This is a genomic window from Anoxybacillus pushchinoensis (assembly GCF_900111795.1).
Taxonomy (GTDB): domain Bacteria; phylum Bacillota; class Bacilli; order Bacillales; family Anoxybacillaceae; genus Anoxybacillus; species Anoxybacillus pushchinoensis.
The window spans coordinates 12,911-33,110 of sequence record NZ_FOJQ01000010.1; the positions used below are offsets into that span (position 1 = coordinate 12,911).

Sequence of the window (20,200 nt, forward strand, 5' to 3'; positions counted from 1 at the left end):
GAGGGGGATTGCGATGCAACAAATCATTCGCTTTTTAGTAGAACATCCGGAAGTCATCGAAAAATTACAAAATGGTACGGTGAGCTTAATTGGTTTAAGTGAGTTAGAGATAAAAGCGGTGATAAAGGTGTTTAGCGAATCGACTAGACCGCTTGGATATTGGATGTAGATCACAATGAAACGACCAGTCATCGCGATGATTTTTGCTTCGATTTTAGCGCTATATTTAACCGTTTTAAATGTGAAACATCCATTGATCGGCATGGATGTAGTCGCAAAGAGTGGCGCTGTGGTTGTTAACGATCTTTATGAGTTTGGCTGGGCAAAAAAACATGGGATTCATATTCATGATCAAGTGTTAAAAATAGATGGAAAGCCTCCGCTGTCCCACTTTACGGTTCAGAAATACAAAACGATTGAACAAGCAAAAGCAATCACTATTCAAAGAGGAAATCAAATCCAAACTTTGGTGATTGACTATCTAGCGCATGGAACGGAACAGTGGTTGTATTATATTCTTTTGCCGACGGGTTTTTTTCTATTCGCTGTTCGTTTAAGCGTTTTTTTGCTTCGTTCGCGACCAAATAATAACTCGGCGATCGTGCTGATTTACTTGTTGTTATCGGCAGGGCTTTGTTATATCAGTGCCAGCTTATCAGCAAAGCATGCGCCTTTTGGAAGGCAAATATTCAGCGGTGCATTTTTCATGCTGCCTCCGCTATTTTTGCATTTTGTTTACAACTATTTTGAAAACGAAAAGAAAGTATGGTTTGCGAAAAAAATCGTCTTTTCCCTTTATTGGTTTAACATTGTGATGTTTATTATTTCACTGATGTCTATACTGTTTCGTTCGATAAGTGAAGTGGAAGTGTTATTGACGGCATTTTTTATCAATACGGTTACCATTCTCGCTTTGTTAGGAAAAGGGTTCGTTGATCTAAAAAAAGATGAACAGCAACATACGATAAAAGGATTGTTATTGGCAATTAGTTTATCGACGATCCCGTTTCTTTTCTTTTATAGCCTTCCTATGCTAGTAATGAAAAAATGGATATTGCCAGCGGAATTAACGGTTATCTTTCTTTTCGCCTTACCGACTGTTTTCTTTTATTTAATGGCAACAGATCAACTGTTTCAACTGCCATTTTCCATCGAGCGGTTGAAGTATCTCGGTTTGTTCGCATTATTCCCATCTTTTTTTATAATGATTGTGTACAATCAATGGATCCATCGCTCTAGCAAATGGGCTGAACTTTTTGTTTTATTTTCTATCATTTACATCATCGTCCTTGCTGCTTTTTACATAAAAGAATGGTTAGACCGCAAATGGCGAGCAAAATTACGGATGCAAAAACATTTTTATGAAGAGAGTTTGTATCGCATAAGTGAACAACTGAAAAAACAGCGTACAGTAGAAGGAGCCATGTATTGTTTGGAAAAGGAATTGCAAGAAATTTTGGACGTGGAAAAAATAAAGGTGATTCAGTCCATAAACGAACCGCTTTCTTTTGAGTACAATGAAGCACATTGGGCGAATATCGTCAAAAAAATAAATGGTGCCCCACTTTCGATCGGTCGCGTAATGGAACATCGCTCCTTATTTGTCATGTTTATCGGTTCATTTCGTCAAACACCTTTATGGCTAGTAGGGAAAAAGAAACATCCTCTTTCATTTCGCACCGAGCAAAAAGATTGGCTATCTACCATTGTTTATTATACGAGCATGACGATCGAAAACATGTTAAAAGTGGAGGATCTATTGAAAGAGTTAGATCGATTAAAAGAGAAAGAACATTCGATTTCGTTTACTCGGTTGATGTTCCAATGGTCAGAAAGGGAAAGAAAAAAACTGGCGATCGATTTGCACGATACATTGCTTCAAGATTTAATTTTGTTAAGAAGAAAAGTGGAAAACTTGCTTGTTCAACCTCTGTACGTAGAAGATATACAAAAACAGCTAAACGATATCGACGAGGAGCTCCTCAATGTTATTGATGTAACAAGAGAAATATGCCATGAATTAAGACCGCCGTTTTTGAGTCAGATGGGACTAAAACAAGCAATCTCGCAGCTTATTGACCGATTTCATTTACGTACGAATATAAAAGTAAAGTGGAATGTTCACATACAAGCTAAATTAGGAGAAGAACAGGAACTGGCGATGTATCGGATCATACAAGAATTGTTAAACAACGCCGTAAAACATTCTCAAGCATCAACGATCCACCTCGTATTGGATGCACAAGATGAGGCTGTTCAACTTCGTTATGTGGACGATGGAGTAGGAATAGAGATGGAAAAATCAAATGATCATCATGGTAATTTAGGATTATTTGGAATAAAAGAGCGTGTGCAAGGATTAGGTGGAACATGCAAAATCGCGTCATCGCATGGATCTGGATTAGAGATAACGGTAACCATTCCATTATAAACGTACGGAAAGGAGAAATTGACGGAATGATTCACATTTTAATCGTCGACGATCATCTCCTTGTTTGCGAAGGTACGAGAAATGTGCTTGAACGTGAAGGAGATTTTCAAGTAGACATTACGACATCTGCGAGCGAAGCAGAACAAATGATCGAGCAACGTGCGTATGATATATGTTTACTTGACTGGTGTATGTCGGATATGAGCGGTATCGAATTGAGTAAACGAATTCTCGAAAAACAGCCAACTGCGAAAATTGTCATCTATACCGGATATGATATTGTTCCTTTTTTAAATTATTTCATTGAATCAGGCATTACAGGCTTTGTCAGTAAAACCGCATCAAGCGAGCAATTGGTGACAGCGATTCGCTGTGCGCTACGAGATGAGGCGGTCATTCCTGTACATGTTCTGCGTCAGCTGTGCCGTTGTGGAGCAAAAGAAAATATGGATGAAAACGGACAACTGGCTGTGCTGAGTTCTCTCGAGCAAGAACTATTAATGGAAGTTGCTAACGGCTTATGTAATAAAGATATTGCAGAAAAACATCACACGAGCCAACGAACGATAGAAAGACATTTATCGCGCATCTTCACAAAGCTGCACGTATCTTCACGAATAGAAGCAGTGGAAAAAGCAAAACAATTAGGGCTCATTCCAGAGCATCATATGTTGTGAATGCCTTCACCGGATCGGTGAGGGCATTTTCTTTTTGAAGTCCGCCATTTCGTGTCGGTATCCGACAAAAAAATGGCGGGGTTCGACACCATGTTGGCGGTGAAAAAGAAAGAGAGAAGGGATATAATGGAGATGAAAGGAGGGTATTATGAATAAAATTCTTTTACACCTAGAAGGGGTAGCTATCCTATTGTTAAGTCTTTATTTTTACTCTTATAATCAATTTAGTTGGCTTTTGTTTTTCGTTTTGTTATTAGCTCCAGATATATCAATGATAGGTTATTTATTCAATAATAAGGTTGGTGCAGTGCTTTATAATTTATTTCATACATATAGTTTACCAATTGGAGTTGTTATCTTAGGAGTATTGTTATCAAACGAAGTTGTTTTAGAGATAGGTTTAATATGGTCTGCCCATATCGGAATGGATAGGATGATTGGTTATGGATTAAAGTATCCAACACATTTTAAAGACACGCATTTAAATCGTGTTTAAATAAACTACTGTAGTTAAGTATTTTTATAACAATAATTACCAATTGAAAAAGGAACAAACAGGGCACCCCTTATGCAACGTGGATCTGTTTTTTCACGGTATCAAGGGGAATATTTTGTTTCGCTGCGCTGTAAATGAACTCCACGAGGCAATGTCCTTTTCGCTTGCGGTGCTGCTTGTGTATTTTGTCGTGTTCAATGCGGTGACATGGTGGATGTTCCAAAAACGCGACGTCGCGGCTTAAACGATAAAAAGAAAAAGGCTGCCCAATTCGCTTGTTATGCGGTTACTGGCTGCCTTTTTATTGAAAAAATAATCGCTTCGCTTCGAGAGAAAAATCCGTAAATAGGAAAGATGTAATCGTGTCATTTTCTCCAAATGCTTCTCTTTTTTTAAAAAAACCATCCTCTAATCCAAATACTTCAACTGTTCTATACAAAGGATCAACAATCCAATACTCTTGCACATGAAACTGTTCGTATAGCTTAAATTTTTCGTTTCGATCTTTTAACGCTGTAGACGGAGAAAGAACCTCGACGATAAGTGTTGGTGCGCCTAAACAACCGTTTGTTGTTAAGCTGTTTTTGTTGCAAATAACAGAAATATCTGGTTGTACGACATGTTTTGCATGCATGTAGTCATCGCTGTCAGAGAGACGAACATCAAACGGAGCAATGGCAACGTAGCAATCTTTATTTTGGAAGTACGAACGAAACGCAAACGATAGTTCCATGACAGCAAATTGATGCTCCCATGTTGGAGAAGGGCTCATGTTGTAAGCCTTTCCGTTAATGAGCTCCCAACGCCCGTCCCATTGAATATAATCGGTATACGTATACAGTTTGGATGATTCTGGCTTCATCGCGTATCCCTCACTTTTTTCACCATTATATCACACCTCACTTCATCATTGACCATTCCGTGTTTTATCGTTATATTACTAAATAGTTAAACAATTGAACTATTTCGATAGGAGGCATTGACCGATGGAGCGAAGCATACAACAATTTATTGAGCGTTATTTATCCGTTTCGTTTCTCGTAAATAAGCGAGGGGCTGCACTAATGAAATGTGAATTAGACGATGTGACGCACGATCAATATTATGTATTGCGCTACATATATAAACGAGGGATGTGTACATCGACGGAATTAGCGGACGTGTTTGCGGTGAATAAAAGCGCGATTACTGCGATGACGAATCGCCTCGTTGAAAAAGGAATGATTGAACGAGGAAAAGATGGAGACGATCGTCGCGTCATTTCTCTTACACTGACAGAAAAAGGAAAGATATGGCTTATTGAAACAGAACAAAAAGTGTACGAACTTGTTCAGACGATGATGACGAAGCTTTCGTATGAGGAAATTGAGCAGTTTATTCAAACGTATGAAAAGTTAGCAATTATTTTGCAAGAAATGGAGGAAAACAAATGAAAGCGATCGTTCGTGGGAGATGGGTCGTTTTGCTCGCTTGGATGATAGTAGCTGTCGTGCTTGCGATGACCGCTCCGAATATGGGGCAACTTGTGCGTGAAAAAGGGCAAATTACGGTTCCAGACGGCTATTCATCTTCGCTCGCAAGCGAACTGCTAAAAGAAGTGCAAAAGCAAGAAAAGAAAGAAGAAGAAATGAGCGCTGTCCTCGTTTTCCATCGGAAAGAAAGATTACAAGAAAAAGATTGGAAAGAAATCGAGAAAGCGATTGAACAGCTGCAAGCGAACAAAAAGGCGATCGGAGTGACGCAAGTTGTGTCGCCGTTCGATAATGATCAATTGAAAGAAAAGCTCGTTGCAAAAGACGGGACGACTGTCCTTGTCTCGCTCCAATTAGAACGAAATGGGCGGACAGCAAAAGAAATGAGCAAAGCGCTTTATGATGCAATCAAACATATTCAAGTGCCGCACTATTATACGAGCAACTGGATGATTGACGAAGATGTCGTACAAAGTTCACAAGAAGGATTGAAAAAAACAGAAGGCATTACGGTCGTGTTTATTTTAATTGTTTTATTTCTTGTATTTCGTTCGCTCGTTGCTCCGTTTGTGCCGTTGCTGACGGTTGGATTGACGTATATCGTATCGCAATCTGTTGTTGCTTTTCTTGTCGATCGAGTGGACTTTCCGCTTTCTACGTTTACGCAAACATTTTTAGTTGCCGTTTTGTTCGGGATTGGAACGGATTATTGTATTTTATTGTTAAGCCGCTTTAAAGAAGAATTAGCGAAACGAGAAGACCGAACAGAAGCGATTATCGCCACGTATAAGACGGCTGGAAAGACGGTTATTTTCAGCGGACTGGCGGTCATGATCGGCTTTGCATCAATTGGGCTGTCAACATTTAAACTGTATCAGTCCGCATCAGCTGTAGCAGTCGGTGTCGTCGTATTGCTTGTTGCCCTTATTACGCTTGTACCATTTTTTATGGCTACACTTGGTGAAAAACTTTTTTGGCCGATGAAAGGGGCGCTTGAACATAAGCCGAGCAAATTATGGGATATCGCAGGTCGTTTTTCTTTCGCTCGTCCACTATGGGCGCTTGCGATCGTGGCAGTTATGACATTGCCGATTTTATTGACGTATGACGGCAAGCTTTCTTTTAATTCGATGGCGGAAATCGGGGATCGTTACGCGTCTGTTAAAGCATTTAACATCATTTCAGCCCACTTTAGTGAAGGGGAAGCGATGCCGACGAAAATCGTCATGAAAAATGATGAAGCGATGGATGATGAACAATATTACTACTTAATTGAAAAAATTAGTCGCGAAGTGGCAAATATTGATGGTGTGGAAGCTGTTCGTTCAGTAACTCGCCCGCTTGGAGAGCCAATTGATCAATTGTTTGTGACAAAGCAAGCGGAACAGTTAAAAGATGGACTTGGAAAAGGAGCGGACGGCATCGGGCAAATTCGTTCTGGTTTAAGTGAAGCGAGCGGCGAAATGGCGAAGTCAGCTCCGAAGCTAGAGCAAGCGACCGGAGGTATTCGCGAACTTGTTAACGGGACGATGAAGCTAAAAACAGGAGTGGGCGACTTGCAGCAAGCATTGAAGCAGCTCGAAGATGGGGTGCGAAGCGGAGCGATCGGAGCTGCTGATCTTGAAAAAGGGTTACAGACGATACAAGCGAATATGAAAAAAGTGCATGATGGGGCAAACGAGTTGCGAAAAGGATATGAACAAGCAACTGGTGGACTACGTCAGTTGAGCGAACAATACGAACAAATCGAAGGGGGATTGCGCACTATTTCCCAACAGCTGCCGCTTCTTTCTCAGTCGCTCAATCGCATTGAAGACCGTCATGCCGGTTTGCGCGAAGATGCCGAATATGCGAGCGTGAAGCAAGCGATTGAACAAATGGGGACACAAATGAACGCATTATCTAGTGCGCTCGTTCAAGTGAACGACGCTCTGCAACGTATTCAACGCGGCTTACAGCAAGCAAACGAATCGTTTGCGACAGTAGCGAATGGACAGCGGGCGCTTATTACGGGAATGGATCAATTGATCGATGGACTTGGAAAACTTCGTCACGGATTAGAGCAAGCAGCGGATGGTCAAGGTCAAATCGTGCAACGATTGCCAGAAGTGACAAATGGATTAGCGAAGGTGAACGAGGGTCAACAGCAGCTATTAGCTGGCTTTTCGCAACTGAACAACCAAATGGATCAACTTATTTCGGGATTAAACCAAAGTGTCGATGGTTTACAACAAGTAGAAAATGGATTACAGTCGGCGAAACAGTACGTTTCAGAACTAGCGAACGCACCAGATGAAGAAATGGCGGGATGGTATATGCCGCCACAATTGTTGACGAGCAAGGAATTTGCCCAAGCGAAGGAAGAATATATGTCGAAAGATGGAAAAGTTATAACGTTTGATGTTGTTTTTTCATCCAATCCGTATGAAACGACGACGATGGAAAAAATCGCACAAGTGAAGGAAGCGATCGCTCGGGCGGTGAACGGTACGAAGCTTGAGCATGCGAAAGTGGGCGTTGGTGGCGTGACGAGCATTTATTCCGATTTGCGCGACATTTCTGCCGCTGATTATGCCCGAACATCTGTATTTATGCTTGCGGGCATTGCTGTCATTTTAATCATTCTTCTTCGCTCGTTTATTATGCCAGTATATTTAATGTTATCCCTAATTTTAACATATTATACATCGATGGCGTTTACTGAACTTGTGTTTGTCGATGTGCTCGGATACGAAGGGATAAACTGGGCTGTTCCGTTTTTCGCATTCGTCATTTTAATGGCGCTCGGTATTGACTACAGCATTTTCTTAATGGACCGCTTTAACGAATACCGTGACAAAACGGTGCAAGAAGCGATGCTTGAAGCGATGCGCCATATGGGAACGGTCATTATTTCTGCCGCTGTCATTTTAGGAGGAACGTTTGCGGCGATGTATCCGTCCGGGGTTTTGTCGCTATTACAAATTGCAACGATTGTTTTAACAGGGTTATTTTTATACGCCCTTGTCGTTTTGCCGTTATTTATTCCAATAATGGCGAAAACGTTTGGGCGGGCCAACTGGTGGCCATTTATAAAATAAGAGCGGGATCATGCCCGCTCTTTTGTGATATAATGTGAAAAATAGTTGTTGGAGTGAAACGAAGTGAGAAAAATGAATATGTCTGAACTAAACGATTGGATTTTTTCACGCAAAGGAAGCGTCGAGCGAGAAATATTAGCAGCCGGAAGAAAACAACGTGTGCGTTTGCGCCCACGCGACAAAGAAGAAATGCGTATATTAGATGAACTATGCATAAAACGATGGAAAAAAGCTGAACAAGAAGGAAAAATTCGATATTTGAACGAACGAGTGTGGTATTATGAATTCGATTAAAGAGGCGAAAGAAAAGCTACAATTCCTTCGAACGAAAACATCTTTTGAAAAAATGGTTCAAGTTACAGCCATTTTAACTAAGCTGTTAGAGCCGTATCGCATACGCCCGATTATTGTTGGGGGGCTTGCTGTGGAAATATATACGCGCGGCGATTATACGACCGTAGACATTGACTTAATTGTTAGTGATCGTGAAAAAGCAGGGCAATTGCTCACTCAACTTGGTTTTGTTCCGTCGGGGAGACACTGGTATCATGATGAATTGTTTGTTAGTGTTGAAATTCCAAATGATATGTTGGAAGATGCTGATGATGATAAAGTAATTGAGTTGATGTTAGAAGATGGTTTGTCTGTTTATGTCATTGGAATTGAAGATATTATACTAGACCGTTTGCGAGCTTGCGTACATTGGAAATCAAGCTCCGATTGTGAATGGGCAAGAAGGATGTTTCTTCTTCATAAAGAGCGATTGCATTTCACATATATGGAACATGTAGCTGAAAAAGACGGAACGATCAAACAATTAAAGGAATGGCTATAAATAAGAGCGGGATCATGCCGCTCTTATTTTCGTATATCTTTTCATATATCTGCAAATCGTGGTAAGATAAAAGGTAGAATTTTGCCGAAACGGGAGATCGGCTGAATGGGGGAAACGGTTTGAAGGATCAGCATAAAACACGTATCACAGTAGACATATACGGACAGCAATACTCGATTGTTGGAACAGAAAGTTCTAGTCACATTCGGCTCGTTGCTTCCATCGTTGATGATAAAATGCGTGAAATTAGCGCAAAAAATCCAACGCTTGATACGAGCAAGCTTGCTGTACTAACGGCTGTGAATATCGTTCATGAATATATTAAACTAAAAGATGAATACGAACGTCTTTTGCGAAAAATGAATAAAGAAAAGGATGATGACAGCGATGATTGATTTGCTCATTTGCTTCATCCTTCTTATGGGGCTAATGATCGGGTTGAAACGAGGATTTATTTTGCAATTCATTCATATGACAGGCTTTTTGATTGCGTTTATCGTTGCATATAAATATTATGCCGAACTAGCTCCAAGGCTGAAGTTATGGGTGCCATATCCAAGCTTTGGAGATGGTGAAACGATGAAATTGCTCATTGAAAGCACTAACTTAGATGAAGCATACTATCGTGCGATTGCGTTCGCGATGCTGTTTTTTGTGACGAAAATAGTGATGCAAATTATCGGTTCCATGCTAGATTTTGTTGCTCAGCTGCCGCTTTTAAAAAGCGTAAACCGTTGGGCTGGCGGAGCACTTGGGTTTGTTGAAGTATATTTGCTTGTATTCGTGCTTTTATATGTCAGTGCGCTCGTCCCTGTTTCTACGATTCAACAACCGCTTCGCGACTCATTCATCGCAAGTTTAATCGTCAAACATACACCGATTTTATCGGATTTTGTAAAGCAGATGCTCGTGCAATATATGGCGTAAAACTTCTCCATTTGCGAGAAGTTTTTTCGTCAAAAGGAAGGGGATCAAATGGAAAAAAGCAAAAAAGAAGCGATTCGTTTGCTTGAAACAATCGCTTTATATATGGAAATTAAAGGGGAAAACCCGTTTAAAGTGTCAGCTTTTCGTAAAGCAGCTTCAGCGCTAGAACGTGATGAACGTGCTTTGACCGACATTGATGATTTTACGTCCATTGCTGGTATCGGGAAAGGAACGGCTGCTGTGTTGCAACAATGGTTACAAACGGGTACGTCCGATGTGCTTGAACAGTTAAAAAAAGAAATTCCAGCAGGGCTATTTCCGCTTTTAAAATTGCCGGGATTGGGCGGCAAAAAAATTGCCAAACTGTATCATGAGCTAGGCGTGACCGATATAGAAGCGTTAAAAGAAGCTTGTTTAGCCCAACGTGTGCGGCAATTAAGCGGTTTTGGTGCAAAAACAGAAGAAAACATTTTAGCGGCGCTCGCTCATATGGACGCACGCCCTGAACGTTTACCGATTGCCTTTATGCTTGAAGTCGCCTCCGATATCGAACGACAGCTCGAGAACATGAATGGCATTGTCCGCTTTTCAAGGGCAGGGAGCTTGCGGCGTGTATGCGAGACGATAAAAGATTTAGATTTTATTATCGCCACGACAGATGATGCCCTCGTTCGCAAGCAGTTATTGCAGCTAGAACGCATTCATGACGTTGTCGCTAACGGTGAAACGAAAGTATCGCTACAACTGCAATACGATTATATTGTCAACGTTGATTTTCGCCTCGTTTCGCCCCAACATTTTGCGACGACACTTCATTATTTTACTGGTTCGAAAGATCATAACGTTCGCATGCGCCAGTTAGCGAAGGAGCGGGGGAGAAAAATTAGCGAGTATGGCGTAGAAAACGTGCAAACAGGTGAAGTGAAAACGTTTGAAACGGAAGAACAATTTTTTGCTTACTTTCATTTGCCGTTTATTCCGCCAGAAATGCGGGAAAGCGGAAAAGAAGTCGATGCGTACGACGGAACACCGCTCATTTCCTTATCCGATATACGTGGAGACTTGCATGTGCACACGACGTGGAGCGATGGGGCGTTTTCGATTCAACAAATGGCGGAAGCATGCCGCAAAAAAGGATACCGCTATATGGCAGTTACGGATCATTCGCAATTTTTGAAAGTCGCGAATGGGTTGACTGTTGAACGACTTAAGCGACAGCAAGAAGAAATTGCTCGATTGAACGAAACATATGATGACTTTGTTATTTTATCTGGTATTGAAATGGATATTTTGCCAGACGGTACGTTAGATTTTTCAAATGATGTACTACAAACTGTAGACTTTGTTATCGCATCGATTCATTCTGCTTTTTCACAGCCGCAAGAAACGATTATGAAGCGATTAAAAGAGGCGCTTTTGAATCCGTATGTGCACATGATTGCTCATCCAACTGGGAGGTTAATTGGTGAACGTAGCGGATACGATGTAAACATAGACGAATTGCTTCAACTTGCGAAAGAAACAAATACGGTGCTAGAACTGAATGCGAATCCACACCGTCTCGATTTAACGTATGCCTATTTACAAAAGGCTCAACAGCTTGGTGTGAAAATCGCCATTAATACGGATGCGCACAACGTTCGTATGCTCGATGATATGAAGCTCGGGGTTGCATTTGCGCGCAAAGGTTGGATTCGAAAAGAAACAGTTATTAATACGTGGGATATTGAACAGTTGAAGTCTTTTTTGCGAAAATGAACAGCTGGAGGGTTGACAGTGCATTTAAAAACGTTACACATTGTTGAGTTTGATAAAGTGAAAGCACAGCTTGCTTCACATGTATCATCTTCGTTAGGAAAAGAGAAAGTCGAAGCGCTTAAGCCATCATCATGCTTTGAAGAAGTAGTGCGTTGGCAAGAAGAAACGGACGAAGCGGCGACCGTTCTCCGTTTACGTGGCCACGTGCCGCTCGGCGGCATATTTGATGTGCGGCCACAAACGAAGCGCGCACGTATCGGAGGGGTGTTAAGCCCACATGAATTACTTGATGTTGCAAGCACGATGCGAGCGGCGAGACAATTAAAAAAATTTGTAGAAGGAACAGAGGCAGAACTTACGTATATGATGGCATATGCCGAGCAAATCGTTCCGCTCATTGAGCTTGAGCAACATATATACCGCTGTATTGATGAAGGTGGGGAAATACTTGACGGGGCGAGCGACCGCCTGCGTTCATTGCGCCAACAGTTGCGTGCGATTGAAGGAAGGGTGCGCGATAAACTAGAGAGCATTATTCGCTCATCATCTGCGCAAAAAACATTATCGGATGCGATTATCACTATTCGCAATGATCGCTACGTCATTCCAGTAAAGCAAGAATATCGCCATACGTACGGCGGCATTGTACATGATCAATCGTCATCTGGGGCCACATTGTTTATCGAACCGCAGTCGGTTGTCGAATTAAACAACGAGCTCCAACAATTGCGCATGAAAGAAAAACAAGAAGTGGAGCGAATTTTAAGTGAATTGTCAGCTTTTGTTGGCGAGTTAGCGACAACAATTATGGAAAACGTTGAAGTGCTTGCGCAGCTTGACTTTTTGTTTGCGAAAGCAAAATATGCAAAGGCGATCAAAGCAACAAAACCGACGATGAACGAGCGCGGATATATTCGTCTCATCCAAGCTCGCCATCCGCTCATTTCGCCTGATCAAGTTGTCCCAAATGATATTGAACTAGGAAGCGATTACACGACGATGGTCATTACAGGACCGAATACAGGGGGAAAAACGGTCACTTTAAAAACGATCGGCTTATTTACGATTATGGCGCAAGCAGGGCTACACGTTCCAGCGCTAGACGGATCACAATTGGCTGTATTCCGTTCCGTATATGCTGACATTGGAGACGAACAGTCGATTGAACAAAGTTTAAGTACGTTTTCGTCACATATGGTCAATATCGTCGACATTTTAAAACAAGTGGATGAGCATAGCCTCGTTTTGTTTGACGAGCTTGGAGCAGGAACAGATCCGCAAGAAGGTGCTGCGTTAGCGATTGCCATTTTAGACGAAGTGCACAACTTAGGCGCGCGCGTCGTAGCGACAACGCACTATCCAGAATTAAAAGCATACGGTTACAATCGCCGAGGTGTGATGAATGCAAGTGTCGAATTTGACATCGAAACGTTAAGTCCAACGTATAAACTATTGATCGGCATTCCAGGACGAAGCAATGCGCTCGACATTTCTCGTCGCCTCGGATTAGACGAGCATATTATTGCGCGTGCCCGTACGTACATTAGCGCCGAAAGCAATGAAGTTGAAAATATGATTGCTTCCCTAGAACAGAGCAAGAAGCGGGCTGAGGAAGAATGGGAGAAGGCTGAGCGGCTCCGCCACGAAGCAGAGCAATTGAGAAATGAACTAGAAAGGCAGTGGAACGAGCTGAATGAACAGCGCGATCGCTTGTTGGAAAAAGCGAAAGAGCAAGCTGAAGAAATTGTAAAAAAAGCGATGAAAACAGCGGACGAAGTCATTCAACATTTGCGCGATATGCAAAAACAGCAAGCGGCTGTCTTAAAAGAACACGAACTTATTCATGCACGTAAAAAGTTAGAAGAAGCGATTCCACAACTGAACACAAAAAAGAAAAAAACCGTGCAAAAACTTAACCATCCTTTACATCCGGGTGATGAAGTGAAAGTCATTCATCTGAATCAAAAAGGGCAGCTTATTGAAAAAGTATCGGATAAAGAATGGATCGTCCAAATCGGCATTTTAAAAATGAAAGTGCACGAAGAGAACTTGCAGTACGTAAGCAGTCCAACGCCGATCGAAACGAAGCCGATAGCGACGATTAAAGGAAGGGATCACTACGTTCCGCTGGAGTTGGATTTGCGAGGTGAGCGATATGAAGATGCGTTACTTCGTGTCGAAAAGTATATTGATGATGCGGTCCTTGCTGGGTATCCACGCGTCTCTATTATTCACGGAAAGGGAACAGGCGCGCTTCGGAAAGGGGTACAACAATATTTACAAAACCATCGCTCAGTAAAAAGCATTCGTTTTGGTGAGGCGACTGAAGGGGGAACAGGCGTCACCATCGTCGAATTAAAATAACAGGAGGAACTATGGGCGCTTTTTGGGAAAATGAAATGATTCATATTGCCGCTAATTTTAGCGTTGTTATTTTATGTTTAGTTTTATTTTTAGCTATTTTTGAACTTGTGGCGAAATATAAAAATTGGGAAGAAATCAAAAAAGGAAATATGGCAGTAGCGATGGCAACCGGGGGGAAAATATTTGGTATTGCAAATATTTTCCGTTACGCGATTGACCATCACGATTCGCTTTTAACGATGATCGGATGGGGAGTTTACGGCTTCGTCTTACTGCTCATTGGCTATTTTATTTACGAGTTTTTAACTCCGAAATTTAATGTTGATGAGGAGATTGCTAACGATAATCGAGCGGTAGGATTTATTTCTATGATCATCTCGATCGGTTTATCGTTTGTAATCGGGGCAAGTATACGTTGAGAGGAGAAAAAAATGGAAAAATTAGCGAAAGTATTGTTCGTATTGTGCGGTGTATTTTTGCTTGTTGGTGTCATATACTTGATGTTTTTCGCATAAAAGGGTGTCAAAAGGCATCCTTTCTTTATTTTTTATACAAAAATTTCTGAAAATATTATAAAATATAAATAATCTTATAACAAAGGGGGAAACGATATGGAGAAGCCATGGCTAGCGTTATATCCTCAACAAGTTCCTCATTCCATTGATTATCCGCGCAAGCCGTTGCAACAATTTTTGAGGGAAGCGGTGGAACAGTTTCCGCACAAAACAGCTATTCACTTTTTGGGGAAGGAGCTGACATATAAAGAAATATATGAGCAAGCGATCAAGCTAGCCTCATATTTGCAACAGCTCGGGTTACAAAAAGGGGATCGTGTATCCATTATGTTGCCGAATTGTCCGCAAGCTGTCATCAGTTACTACGCTATTTTGTTTGCTGGTGGCATCGTTGTTCAAACGAACCCGTTATATACGGAGCGAGAGTTGGAATATCAGTTAAATGACAGTGGTGCAAAAATCATTATTGCTCTCGATTTGCTCTATCCGCGCATCATGAAGGTGAAAGCGCATACAAAAATTGAGCATATGATCATAACGAGCATAAAGGATTACTTACCTTTTCCAAAAAATGTATTGTATCCGCTCGTTCAAAAGAAGCAAACAGGGATGAGTGTACGCGTCAAACATGAGGGAGATTGCCACTTATTCACAAAAGCCTTATCGCTTGCGAGTGGGAAAGTGAAAGAGACGGATGTGGATCCGATAGAAGACGTTGCGCTTCTTCAATATACAGGCGGAACAACTGGATTTCCGAAAGCCGCAATGTTGACACATCATAATTTAACAGCCAATACGCTCATGTGCACGAAATGGATGTATAAATGTGGACGCGGGAATGAATCGATTCTTGGTGTACTTCCGTTTTTCCACGTATACGGGATGACGGCTGTCATGAACTTATCCATTATGGAAGGATATAAAATGATTTTATTGCCGAAGTTTGATGTCGAAACGACGTTAAAAACAATTGAAAAACAACGACCAACGCTATTTCCAGGCGCTCCAACGATTTATATTGCGCTGCTCAACCACCCGAATTTAAAAAAATATGATTTATCGTCAATTAAAGTATGTATTAGCGGTTCAGCTCCGCTTCCAGTTGAAGTGCAAGAACAATTTGAAACAGTAACAGGTGGGAAGATTATTGAAGGTTACGGCTTAACCGAAGCATCCCCTGTGACGCATTCCAACTTTATTTGGGACGGAAAACGAATCAAAGGAAGTATCGGTGTGCCTTGGCCAGACACAGAGGCGATGATCGTCTCGTTAGAAACGGGAGAGAAAGCAAACATAAATGAAATTGGTGAAATCGTTGTACGTGGTCCACAAGTAATGAAAGGATATTGGAACCGACCAGAAGAAACAGCAGCGACACTTCGTGACGGTTGGTTGTATACGGGCGATTTAGGGTATATGAATGAAGAAGGTTATTTCTTTGTCGTCGACCGAAAAAAAGATATGATTATCGCAAGCGGTTATAACGTATATCCACGCGAAGTAGAAGAAGTGTTGTATGAGCATCCGAAAGTGCAAGAAGCAGTCGTCATTGGTGTACCAGATGTTTATCGTGGTGAGACGGTGAAAGCGTTTATTGTGCTTAAAGAAGGAGAACAGTGTACAGAAGAAGAACTTGACCAATTTATGAGAAGTAAATTAGCTGCTTATAAAGTGCCGCGCATTTATGAATTTAGAAAAGAATTGCCAAAAACAGCAGTTGGTAAAATATTGCGCCGTGCGCTTGTGGAAGAAGAAAAAGAAAAACAAAAATGAGCGGCGATTGTTTTTTTCTTGACATGCTTTTTGCCTCTCTTTAAAATAAAAATATGAATGATTATTCATTCATATTTTTGAAAGGGAGAATGCAAAGTTGAAACGTGACAAACCAAAGTTTAAGCAAATTATTGATGCAGCTGTGATTGTCATTGCTGAAAACGGCTACCATCAAGCGCAAGTATCGAAAATCGCAAAGCAAGCAGGTGTAGCTGATGGTACAATTTACTTGTATTTTAAAAATAAAGAAGATATTTTAATCTCATTGTTCCAAGAAAAAATGGGCTACTTTATTGAAAAAATTAAAGAAGAAATAGAAGGAATTTCGAGCCCATCGGAGAAGTTGTTCTTGTTGATTCAAAAGCATTTCGAAATGCTAGCGGCAGATCCACATTTAGCGATCGTTACCCAATTGGAGCTTCGCCAATCGAATAAATCGTTACGTCTGAAAATTAATGAAATTTTGAAACGATACTTAAAAGTTGTCGATCGCATTGTGCAAGAAGGAATTGACAAAGGGGAATTTCGTTCAGATTTAGATGTACGTCTCGCTCGTCAAATGATTTTTGGAACGATTGACGAAATGGTGACAACATGGGTAATGAATGAGCAAAAATATGATCTCGTTGCATTAGCGAAACCGGTTCATCAATTGTTAACGAAAGGTTGTTGTGTGTAAACACGACAACCTTCCGATATACACGAAGGAGGGGGAACATGTTTTCCGTTCAACAAGAGGGGTATGTGGCGATTTTAGCACTTCACCGTCCACCAGCAAACGCTTTAGCATCTTCTGTTTTGAAAGAGCTTTCAGAACGACTTGATGCCTTTAAGGAAGATGATCAAGTACGTGTCATTATTCTTCATGGGGAAGGAAGATTTTTTTCCGCTGGCGCCGATATTAAAGAATTTACAGCGATTGAAACGAGCGAACAAGCAGCGGAACTTGCTCGTGCCGGTCAACAAATAATGGAAAAAGTTGAACAGTTTCCGAAACCAATTATTGCAGCGATTCACGGTGCTGCACTTGGCGGAGGGCTCGAGTTAGCTATGAGTTGCCATCTGCGCATCGTAGCAGAAAACGCCAAACTTGGCTTACCAGAATTGCAGCTCGGCATCATTCCGGGATTTGCAGGAACACAACGCTTATTGCGTCATGTCGGTATGGCAAAAGCGCTAGAAATGATGTGGACAAGCGAACCGATCACAGGTACAGAAGCTGTTCAATGGGGACTAGCAAACAAAGCCGTACCAGAAGAACAGTTGCTTGATACAGCGAAGCAACTTGCACAAAAAATTGCTCAAAAGAGCCCGATTTCTGTTCAAGCGGTGTTGCAACTTGTGAATGAAGCTCGCACAAAAACGTTCCATGAATGTGTTGAAAAAGAGGCGCAACTGTTTGGACAAGTGTTTGTGACTGATGATGCAAAAGAAGGTATTGCGGCATTTATTGAGAAACGAACACCTCAGTTCCGAGGAAAATAAAAGGAGGAGAGACGTATGAATATTTTCGTATTAATGAAACGTACATTTGATACGGAAGAAAAAATTGTCATTCAAAACGGAAAAGTAAATGAAGAAGGAGCGGAGTTTATTATTAATCCGTACGATGAATATGCGATTGAAGAAGCAATTCAAGTACGTGATCAACATGGTGGGGAAGTAACAGTTGTCACAATTGGCAACGAAGATGCGGAAAAAGAGCTTCGTACTGCGCTTGCGATGGGAGCAGATAAGGCAGTGCTCATCAACATTGAAGATGACGTAGAGCATCGCGATCAATATACAACAGCAAAAGTGCTTGCGGAATATTTAAAAGATAAAGAAGCTGATTTAATTTTAGCTGGAAATGTAGCGATTGACGGCGGGTCTGGACAAGTTGGACCACGCGTTGCTGAATTGCTAGGTATTCCTTATGTCACGACAATTACGAAGTTAGAAATTGACGGAACAAACGTGAAAGTTGTGCGCGATGTTGAAGGTGACGAGGAAGTTATTGAAACATCTTTACCATTATTAGTAACAGCACAACAAGGGTTAAATGAGCCGCGTTATCCGTCATTGCCGGGCATTATGAAGGCGAAAAAGAAGCCGCTTGAAGAGTTAGAGCTCGATGATTTAGATTTGGAAGAAGACGATGTAGAGGCGAAGACGAAAACGATTGAAATCTTTTTACCACCGAAAAAAGAAGCGGGAAAAATTTTGCAAGGAGATATTGCCGATCAAGTAAAAGAACTCGTTTCACTTCTTCATACAGAAGCAAAAGTCATTTAATAGGGGGATGGGGAGCATGGCAAGAAAAGTATTAACATTAGCAGAAGTGCGTGACGGTGCGTTGCGTAACGTATCATTTGAAGCAATTTCCGCTGCAAAAACGATCGCTGAAGGCGGGGAAGTTGTCGCTGTCGTTGTCGGAGCGAGCGTTCGCTCATTAGCTCCTGAGCTGATTGCTTACGGTGCGGATCGAGTGATTGTTGTTGAACACGAAAAATTGGCGACGTATACGCCAGACGGTTATGCCCAAGCATTGCAAGCTGTTGTCGAGCAAGAGAAGCCAGAAGGAATTGTATTTGGACATACTGCACTCGGCAAAGATTTATCTCCGAAACTTGCGGCTAAATGGCAGTCTGGTCTTGTGTCTGATGTTGTCGCTGTTGAAGCAACAGGTGGAAATATCGTCTTTACAAGACCGATTTATTCTGGTAAAGCGTTTGAAAAGAAAATCGTGACAGACGGTCTTATGTTTGTGACTGTTCGTCCGAACAATATCGCTCCACTTGAAAAAGATGAAAGTCGCACAGGTGCGGTTGTCGATGTGCAAGTAGACATTAAAGACTTACGCACAATCGTTCGTGATATTGTGAGAAAAACAGCGGAAGGCGTCGATTTATCTGAAGCGAAAGTGATCGTTGCCGGCGGTCGCGGCGTGAAAAGTGCCGAAGGATTTGAGCCGTTGAAAGAATTAGCGAACGTGCTTGGCGGTGCGGTTGGAGCATCACGTGGGGCTTGTGATGCAGGATATTGTGATTATTCGCTTCAAATTGGTCAAACAGGAAAAGTCGTTACGCCAGATTTATATATCGCATGCGGCATTTCAGGAGCTATTCAACATTTAGCAGGAATGTCGAACTCAAAAGTCATTGTAGCGATTAATAAAGACCCAGAAGCTAACATTTTTAAAGTGGCAGACTACGGAATTGTCGGTGATTTATTCGAAGTCGTTCCGCTTTTAATTGAAGAATTTAAAAAAATAAAAGTACATGCATAAGGCAGAGCATCATGCTTTGCCTTTTCTTTGCGGCATATTTTTTCGTGGGATGGAAATAGTAGAAGCGAAGCAAATCATTGGCGTGATGAATACGTTCAATGGTATACTATGTGCATGGCATTGAAATATGTGAGGAGGAATGAACAAATGGCAATTGTAAATGCAACAGACTCAACTTTTGTAAATGATGTAAAAGATGGTGTTGTGCTCGTGGACTTTTGGGCTCCATGGTGCGGACCTTGCAAAATGATTGCACCTGTATTAGAAGAAGTGGATCGTGAGCTCGGTGACAAAGTAAAAATTGTAAAAGTAAACGTTGATGATAACCCTGAAACTGCAGGAAAATATGGTGTGATGAGCATTCCAACACTGTTTGTCTTTAAAAACGGTGAAGTCGTTGATAAAACAGTCGGTTTCCAACCGAAAGAATCGCTTATCGGTCTTCTAAGCAAACATTTATAATTTATCGACCTCGGATCATATGCCGAGGTCTTTTTTTGTATATAATACAATTAATTGTAGAAAATATATAATTTTCTATAGAGTTTAGGTTAGAAATCGTTTATATAGTTTAAAAAAGATATATCTCATAACATGTATGAGT

The 20,200-nt window shown here is 41.4% G+C and carries 20 protein-coding genes; 19 read left to right on the forward strand and 1 reads right to left on the reverse strand.

The window, feature by feature from the left end:
• Positions 1-13: 13 nt before the first annotated feature.
• The 4 genes from comX to BM213_RS04450 all read left to right on the forward strand — a co-directional run bounded on the left by comX (position 14) and on the right by BM213_RS04450 (position 3,604).
• Positions 14-169: a competence pheromone ComX gene (comX, locus tag BM213_RS04435; protein ID WP_032100291.1), complete on the forward strand. Its 156-nt coding sequence runs from the start codon at positions 14-16 to the stop codon at positions 167-169.
• Between the two features lie 6 nt (positions 170-175).
• Complete coding sequence (locus tag BM213_RS04440; RefSeq protein WP_091701358.1) at positions 176-2,431, forward strand: sensor histidine kinase; 2,256 nt, start codon at positions 176-178, stop codon at positions 2,429-2,431.
• Between the two features lie 26 nt (positions 2,432-2,457).
• Positions 2,458-3,108: a response regulator gene (locus BM213_RS04445; protein WP_091701361.1), complete on the forward strand. Its 651-nt coding sequence runs from the start codon at positions 2,458-2,460 to the stop codon at positions 3,106-3,108.
• A gap of 148 nt (positions 3,109-3,256) precedes the next feature.
• The gene (locus tag BM213_RS04450) at positions 3,257-3,604 is read left to right on the forward strand and encodes a DUF4260 domain-containing protein (RefSeq protein ID WP_012574240.1); all 348 of its coding nucleotides are present in this window, start codon (positions 3,257-3,259) and stop codon (positions 3,602-3,604) included.
• A gap of 301 nt (positions 3,605-3,905) precedes the next feature.
• On the opposite strand, the gene BM213_RS04455 is transcribed toward BM213_RS04450, so the two are convergent.
• A complete protein-coding gene (locus tag BM213_RS04455) occupies positions 3,906-4,466 on the reverse strand; it encodes a Uma2 family endonuclease (protein ID WP_091701364.1) in 561 nt (186 codons plus the stop codon).
• A 124-nt stretch (positions 4,467-4,590) separates the two neighbouring features.
• Between BM213_RS04455 and BM213_RS04460 the strand changes: the two genes are divergently transcribed.
• The 15 genes from BM213_RS04460 to trxA all read left to right on the forward strand — a co-directional run bounded on the left by BM213_RS04460 (position 4,591) and on the right by trxA (position 20,058).
• On the forward strand, positions 4,591-5,037 hold the full coding sequence (locus BM213_RS04460) for a MarR family winged helix-turn-helix transcriptional regulator (RefSeq protein WP_091701366.1): 447 nt from the start codon (positions 4,591-4,593) through the stop codon (positions 5,035-5,037).
• Positions 5,034-8,156 (forward strand): efflux RND transporter permease subunit, encoded by a 3,123-nt coding sequence (locus BM213_RS04465; RefSeq protein WP_091701369.1) that lies wholly within the window; start codon positions 5,034-5,036, stop codon positions 8,154-8,156. The genes BM213_RS04460 and BM213_RS04465 overlap by 4 nt, the downstream gene beginning before the upstream one ends.
• A gap of 72 nt (positions 8,157-8,228) precedes the next feature.
• Positions 8,229-8,450 (forward strand): hypothetical protein, encoded by a 222-nt coding sequence (locus BM213_RS04470; RefSeq protein ID WP_244149191.1) that lies wholly within the window; start codon positions 8,229-8,231, stop codon positions 8,448-8,450.
• Positions 8,437-8,991 carry a DUF6036 family nucleotidyltransferase gene (locus BM213_RS04475; protein WP_091701374.1) on the forward strand — a complete coding sequence of 185 codons (555 nt, stop codon included), beginning with the start codon at positions 8,437-8,439 and terminating at the stop codon, positions 8,989-8,991. The genes BM213_RS04470 and BM213_RS04475 overlap by 14 nt, the downstream gene beginning before the upstream one ends.
• A 119-nt stretch (positions 8,992-9,110) precedes the next feature.
• Positions 9,111-9,386, forward strand: a complete 276-nt coding sequence (gene zapA / locus BM213_RS04480) for a cell division protein ZapA (protein WP_003396526.1) — start codon at positions 9,111-9,113, stop codon at positions 9,384-9,386.
• Positions 9,379-9,918, forward strand: a complete 540-nt coding sequence (locus tag BM213_RS04485; protein WP_091701377.1) for a CvpA family protein — start codon at positions 9,379-9,381, stop codon at positions 9,916-9,918. Before zapA ends, BM213_RS04485 begins: the two co-directional genes overlap by 8 nt.
• A gap of 48 nt (positions 9,919-9,966) precedes the next feature.
• Positions 9,967-11,676: a DNA polymerase/3'-5' exonuclease PolX gene (polX, locus tag BM213_RS04490; protein ID WP_091701380.1), complete on the forward strand. Its 1,710-nt coding sequence runs from the start codon at positions 9,967-9,969 to the stop codon at positions 11,674-11,676.
• A gap of 18 nt (positions 11,677-11,694) precedes the next feature.
• The gene (locus tag BM213_RS04495; RefSeq protein ID WP_091701382.1) at positions 11,695-14,040 is read left to right on the forward strand and encodes an endonuclease MutS2; all 2,346 of its coding nucleotides are present in this window, start codon (positions 11,695-11,697) and stop codon (positions 14,038-14,040) included.
• Positions 14,041-14,051: 11 nt separating this feature from the next.
• Entirely contained in the window at positions 14,052-14,459 is a 408-nt protein-coding gene (locus BM213_RS04500) for a DUF350 domain-containing protein (protein ID WP_091701385.1), read from the forward strand.
• A 192-nt stretch (positions 14,460-14,651) separates the two neighbouring features.
• The gene (locus BM213_RS04510) at positions 14,652-16,328 is read left to right on the forward strand and encodes a long-chain-fatty-acid--CoA ligase (RefSeq protein WP_091701390.1); all 1,677 of its coding nucleotides are present in this window, start codon (positions 14,652-14,654) and stop codon (positions 16,326-16,328) included.
• A 97-nt stretch (positions 16,329-16,425) separates the two neighbouring features.
• Positions 16,426-17,007: a TetR/AcrR family transcriptional regulator gene (locus BM213_RS04515; RefSeq protein ID WP_091701392.1), complete on the forward strand. Its 582-nt coding sequence runs from the start codon at positions 16,426-16,428 to the stop codon at positions 17,005-17,007.
• Positions 17,008-17,045: 38 nt separating this feature from the next.
• Positions 17,046-17,813, forward strand: a complete 768-nt coding sequence (locus tag BM213_RS04520; protein ID WP_091701395.1) for an enoyl-CoA hydratase — start codon at positions 17,046-17,048, stop codon at positions 17,811-17,813.
• Positions 17,814-17,828: 15 nt separating this feature from the next.
• Positions 17,829-18,602: an electron transfer flavoprotein subunit beta/FixA family protein gene (locus BM213_RS04525; protein WP_091701397.1), complete on the forward strand. Its 774-nt coding sequence runs from the start codon at positions 17,829-17,831 to the stop codon at positions 18,600-18,602.
• A 16-nt stretch (positions 18,603-18,618) separates the two neighbouring features.
• Positions 18,619-19,596, forward strand: a complete 978-nt coding sequence (locus BM213_RS04530; protein WP_091701400.1) for an electron transfer flavoprotein subunit alpha/FixB family protein — start codon at positions 18,619-18,621, stop codon at positions 19,594-19,596.
• Between the two features lie 27 nt (positions 19,597-19,623).
• Entirely contained in the window at positions 19,624-20,058 is a 435-nt protein-coding gene (gene trxA, locus BM213_RS04535; RefSeq protein WP_279625316.1) for a thioredoxin, read from the forward strand.
• Positions 20,059-20,200 lie beyond the last annotated feature (142 nt).

Coding starts and splice junctions, on each gene's coding strand:
- BM213_RS04475 (WP_091701374.1), top strand. CDS start 8,437: ATGAATTCGATTAAAGAGGCGAAAGAAAAGCTACAATTCCTTCGAACG.
- BM213_RS04470 (WP_244149191.1), top strand. CDS start 8,229: ATGAATATGTCTGAACTAAACGATTGGATTTTTTCACGCAAAGGAAGC.
- BM213_RS04530 (WP_091701400.1), top strand. CDS start 18,619: ATGGCAAGAAAAGTATTAACATTAGCAGAAGTGCGTGACGGTGCGTTG.
- polX (WP_091701380.1), top strand. CDS start 9,967: ATGGAAAAAAGCAAAAAAGAAGCGATTCGTTTGCTTGAAACAATCGCT.
- BM213_RS04450 (WP_012574240.1), top strand. CDS start 3,257: ATGAATAAAATTCTTTTACACCTAGAAGGGGTAGCTATCCTATTGTTA.
- BM213_RS04465 (WP_091701369.1), top strand. CDS start 5,034: ATGAAAGCGATCGTTCGTGGGAGATGGGTCGTTTTGCTCGCTTGGATG.
- BM213_RS04455 (WP_091701364.1), bottom strand. CDS start 4,466: ATGAAGCCAGAATCATCCAAACTGTATACGTATACCGATTATATTCAA.
- BM213_RS04445 (WP_091701361.1), top strand. CDS start 2,458: ATGATTCACATTTTAATCGTCGACGATCATCTCCTTGTTTGCGAAGGT.
- BM213_RS04520 (WP_091701395.1), top strand. CDS start 17,046: ATGTTTTCCGTTCAACAAGAGGGGTATGTGGCGATTTTAGCACTTCAC.
- BM213_RS04485 (WP_091701377.1), top strand. CDS start 9,379: ATGATTGATTTGCTCATTTGCTTCATCCTTCTTATGGGGCTAATGATC.
- BM213_RS04525 (WP_091701397.1), top strand. CDS start 17,829: ATGAATATTTTCGTATTAATGAAACGTACATTTGATACGGAAGAAAAA.
- BM213_RS04460 (WP_091701366.1), top strand. CDS start 4,591: ATGGAGCGAAGCATACAACAATTTATTGAGCGTTATTTATCCGTTTCG.
- BM213_RS04440 (WP_091701358.1), top strand. CDS start 176: ATGAAACGACCAGTCATCGCGATGATTTTTGCTTCGATTTTAGCGCTA.
- comX (WP_032100291.1), top strand. CDS start 14: ATGCAACAAATCATTCGCTTTTTAGTAGAACATCCGGAAGTCATCGAA.
- BM213_RS04510 (WP_091701390.1), top strand. CDS start 14,652: ATGGAGAAGCCATGGCTAGCGTTATATCCTCAACAAGTTCCTCATTCC.
- BM213_RS04500 (WP_091701385.1), top strand. CDS start 14,052: ATGGGCGCTTTTTGGGAAAATGAAATGATTCATATTGCCGCTAATTTT.